Genomic DNA, 4,941 nt, shown 5'->3' with positions numbered 1-4,941 from the left:
CCGCGAGCGTGGTGCCGTCGCTGCTCGGTGTGCTGGAGCCCGGGGACCTGGCGGGCGTCGGCTCGCTGGTGGTCGGCGCCGAGGCGATCGAACCGAAGTCGGCGGGGGTGTGGGCCCGTGGCCGCAAGCTGGTCAACACCTACGGACCCACCGAAGCCACCGTGATCACGGCGATCGGCCGGGTGGACCCGGAACGCGAAGGGACGGTCCCCTTCGGCTCGCCCATCGCGAACACGCGGATGTACGTGCTCGATCCGAGCCTGGGGCCGGTGGCCCAGGGCGTCGTGGGCGAGCTGTACGTGGCGGGCGCGGGCCTGGCCCGCGGCTACCTGGGCCGGGCGGCGCTGACGGCGGAACGGTTCGTCGCCGACCCGTACGGCCCTGCGGGCTCCCGCCTGTACCGGACCGGTGACCTGGCGCGCTGGACCGCGGACGGCCAGCTGATCTTCGCCGGGCGGGCCGATGAACAGGTCAAGTTGCGCGGGTTCCGCATCGAACTGGGCGAGGTGCAGGCGGCGACAGCGGCGCACCCGGACGTCGCCCAGGCCGCGCTGGTCGTCCGTGAGGACGCCCCGGGCGACAAGCGGCTGGTTGCCTACGTCGTACCCGCCGGGGGCGGCGAGGGGGCCGGCGAGACCGGCCTCGGCACCGATGTCCGGCAGTTCGTCGCTCAGAGATTGCCCGCGCACATGGTTCCGGCAGCGGTGGTGGTGCTCGACTCACTCCCCCTGACGGTGAACGGGAAGTTGGACCGCAAGAAATTGCCCGCTCCGGACTACGCGTCCGGGAAAGCGGGAGGAGGCCGACGGCCGTCGACGCCGCAGGAGGAAATCCTCTGCACCGTCTTCGCCGAAGTGCTGGGAGTGCCCGAGGTGGGAGTCGACGACGACTTCTTCGAACTCGGCGGCCACTCACTGCTCGGCGTCCGGCTCGTCAGTCAGATCAGGGCTGTTCTCGGTGTCGAGGTGGAGATCCGGGCGCTGTTCGACGCGCCGACGGTCGCAGGGCTCGCACAGCAGCTTGGAAAGCAGAAGTCAGCAAGGCCGGCGTTGCGGCCGATGCGTAACCAGGGGGATTTCTAATGTTTCCGTTGTCATTCGCGCAGCGCCGTCTGTGGTTCATCGAGCAGCTTGAGGGCCCCAGCCCGACGTACAACATTCCGATGGCCATGCGGCTCTCGGGCACGCTGGACAGCGGGGCGCTCGACGCAGCCCTGCGGGACGTCATCGGCCGGCACGAGGTGCTGCGCACGGTGTTCACGGTGGCCGACGGTGAGCCGTACCAGCAGGTGCTGAAGCTCGCCGACGTGGAGTGGAACCTCCGGTGCGTCGACGTGTCCGCCGACGCGGCGGCCGGTCTGACCGAGGCGGTCAGCAGCGCCGCAGCGCAGCCGTTCGACCTGTCGTCGCAGGTGCCGATCCGCGCCTGGCTGTTCTCGGTGGCGCCCGACGAGTACGTCCTGCTCGTGGTGGTGCACCACATCGCCAGCGACGGCTGGTCGTCCGGGCCGCTGGCCCGGGACCTCGCGGTCGCCTACGCCGCCCGGTGCGAGGACCGCACGCCCGAGTGGGAGCCGCTGCCGGTCCAGTACGCCGACTACGCGCTGTGGCAGCGCGAACTCCTCGGCGACGCCGAGGACCCCGACAGCGTCCTCTCCCGCCAGGTCGCCTACTGGCGCGAGGCGCTGGCCGGCGCTCCGGAAGAGCTGGAACTCTCCTACGACCACCCGCGTCCGGCCGTGGCCGGTTACGGCGGCCACCGGGTCCCGCTGGACATCCCGGCCGCGGTGCACGCACGGCTGGTGGAGGTGGCGCGCGCCGAGGGCGTCACGACCTTCATGGTGCTCCAGGCCGCGCTGGCGGTCCTGCTGTCCCGGATGGGCGCGGGCACCGACATCCCGATCGGGTCGGCGAACGCCGGCCGTACGGATGTGGCCCTGGACGACCTGGTCGGCTTCTTCGTCAACACCCTCGTGCTGCGTACGGACCTGTCCGGCGACCCGAAGTTCACCGAGGTGCTCGCCCGGGTCCGGGAAACGGGCCTGTCGGCGTTCGGCCACCAGGAGGTGCCCTTCGAGCGCCTGGTGGAGGAGCTGGCGCCGCCGCGTTCGCTCGCGCTGCACCCGTTGTTCCAGGTGATGCTCACCCTCCAGAACAACGCCGACGCGACCCTCGAACTCCCCGGTGTCCGGGTCAGCGCGGTGGAGGACGAACTCGCCGCCGGCGCGTCGGCCGCCAAGTTCGACCTGGACGTGAGCGTCGAGGAGACCTTCGGCGCGCAGGGCACCCCCGCCGGGCTGCGCGGTGTGCTGACCGCCGCGGCCGACCTGTTCGAAGCCGACTCCGCGGGAGACCTCGCCAAGCGCCTCGCCCGGGTGCTGGAGACCGTCACCGCTGAGCCGCAGGTGCGGCTCAGCGCGGTGGACGTCCTCGATGAGGACGAGCGTCGCCGCGTGCTGGTGGAGTGGAACGACACCGCGGCCGAGGTGGCCGGTGGTTCGGTGGCGGATCTGTTTGCGGCGCAGGTGGCCCGGACCCCGGACGCCGTGGCCGTCGTGGCCGAGGGCGCCGAGGTGTCGTACGCGGAGCTGGACGCGCGGGCGAACCGGCTGGCGCGCTTCCTGGTGGACCAGGGTGTGGGCGCGGAGTCGGTGGTGGGTCTGTGCCTGCCGCGCGGGGTGGAGACCATCGCCGCGATCCTGGCGGTGTGGAAGGCCGGGGCGGGCTACCTCCCGATCGACCCCGAACAGCCCGCCGAGCGCGTCGCGTTCATGCTCGCCGACAGCGGCGCCGTGACACTGCTCAGCACGCGCGCCGTGCTCGGTGAACTGTCCGTCGGGGTCCCGGCCCCGCTCGCCCTGGACGCCCCCGAGGTCGCCGCCGCGATCGACGCGTACGAGGCCACCGCGCCCCGTACGGACCCGTCCCCGGACGCGCTCGCCTACGTGATCTACACCTCCGGTTCGACGGGCACGCCGAAGGGCGTCGCCGTCACCCACCGGTCGCTGACCAACTACGTCTCCTCGGTGCCCGGCCGGGTCGGCCTCGGCAACCCGGGGGACCGGTACGCGCTGCTCCAGGCCCAGGTCACCGACCTCGGCAACACCGTGCTGTTCGCGAGCCTGACCACCGGTGGCCGGCTTCACATCCTCGACCACGACGCCGCCACCGACCCGGCCGTGGTGACCGGATACCTGGCCGAGCACGCCATCGACCACGTGAAGGCGGTGCCGTCGCACCTGGCGGCCCTCGCAGTCGCGGACGGACCGGCGTCCGTACTGCCCGCCAAGTCGCTGGTGCTCGGCGGTGAGGCCGCCTCTCCCGCGTGGGTGCGGGAGCTGCTGGCGTCGGCCGGAGCGCGTGGGGTCTTCAACCACTACGGCCCCACCGAGACCACCATCGGTGTCACCACCACGCGCCTGACCCCGGAGCGGGTGGCGGGCGCTGTGGTGCCGATCGGCTCGCCGGTGCCCAACGTCCGGCTGTACGTCCTCGACCAGTGGCTGTCCCCGGTGGCCCCGGGCATCGCCGGTGAGCTGTACGTCGCCGGTGCCGCTCTGGCCCGTGGCTACGTCGGCCGTGCGGGTCTGACTGCGGAGCGGTTCGTGGCCGCGCCCTTCTCCGGCGCGGGCGAGCGCATGTACCGCACCGGCGACCGCGTCCGCTGGAACGCCGAGGGCCAGCTGGAGTACCTGGGCCGCGCCGACGAGCAGGTCAAGATCCGCGGGTTCCGCATCGAGCCGGGCGAGGTACAGGCGGTCGTCGCCGCGCACCCGTCGGTCGCCCGGGCCGCGGTGATCGCCCGCACGGACGTCCCCGGTGACACCCGTCTCGTGGCCTACATCGTCCCCGCCGACGGCGCGAACACCGACGAACTGGCCGACGTCATAAGGCGGTTCATCGCCGGGCGGCTGCCGGACCACATGGTCCCGTCGGCGGTGGTGGCGCTGGACGTGCTGCCGCTGACCGCGAACGGCAAGCTGGACCGCAAGGCGCTGCCCGCGCCCGAGTACGTGACCGGTTCGGGCCGCGGCCCCTCCAACGTCCGCGAGGAGATCCTCTGCGCGGTCTTCGCCGAGATCCTCGGCCTGGAGAGCGTCGGCGTCGACGACAGCTTCTTCGCGCTGGGCGGTCACTCGCTGCTGGCCATCCGCCTGGTGGAGACCCTCCGCGGCCGCGGAGTGTCCGTCTCGGTCCGCGCGCTGTTCCAGACGCCGACCGTGGCGGGCCTGGCCGCGGTGGCCGGAACCGAGGAGATGGTGGTCCCCGAGAACGCCATCCCGGCGGACGCGCGGGAGATCACTCCGGAGATGCTGCCGCTGGTGGACCTGACCGCCGATGAGGTGGCGCGGATCGTCGCGACCGTCGAGGGCGGCGCCGCCAACATCGCGGACGTCTATCCGCTGGCCCCGCTCCAGGAGGGTCTGCTCTTCCACCACCTCCTCGCCGACGGCGGCGAAGACGCCTACGTCACGCCCACCGTCCTGGAGTTCGACTCCCGCGACCGCCTGGACGCCTTCACCGACGCGCTCCAGCAGGTCCTGAACCGGCACGACATCTACCGGACCGGGATCGTGTGGGAAGGCCTGCGCGAGCCGGTGCAGGTCGTGCGCCGCCGCGCCGTACTCCCCGTCGAGGAAGTGCGGCTGGACCCGGACGGCGGCGATGCGGTCGAGCAACTGCTCGCGGCCGGCGGCCTGTCCATGGACCTGGGCCGGGCACCGCTCATTGCCCTGCACATCACCACCGAGCCGGTCTCGGGCCGCTGGTGGGCCCTGGTGCGGGCGCACCACATGGTCCGCGACCACACCGGTATGGAGCTGCTGCTCGGCGAGGTGCGGACGCTGCTCGACGGGCGTGGTGCGGAGCTGCCCGAGCCGCTGCCGTTCCGCGACTTCGTGGCGCAGGCCCGGGCCGGTGTGGACAGCGGGGAGCACGAACG

At 72.5% G+C, this 4,941-nt stretch carries 2 protein-coding genes; both read left to right on the top strand.

The window, feature by feature from the left end:
- The coding region (locus tag ABTY04_RS40265) for an AMP-binding protein (protein ID WP_352218397.1) at positions 1–1,082 on the top strand (1,082 nt) is incomplete at its 5' end.
- Positions 1,083–1,090: 8 nt separating this feature from the next.
- A partial coding sequence (locus ABTY04_RS40260; RefSeq protein WP_352218396.1) for a non-ribosomal peptide synthetase occupies positions 1,091–4,941 on the top strand: 3,851 nt, incomplete at its 3' end.

It is taken from the genome of Streptomyces sp. NPDC097981 (genome assembly GCF_040302565.1).
Lineage (GTDB): Bacteria > Actinomycetota > Actinomycetes > Streptomycetales > Streptomycetaceae > Streptomyces.
The sequence above is the reverse complement of the archived record's forward strand: the minus strand, read 5'-3'. Positions and strand labels throughout refer to the sequence as shown.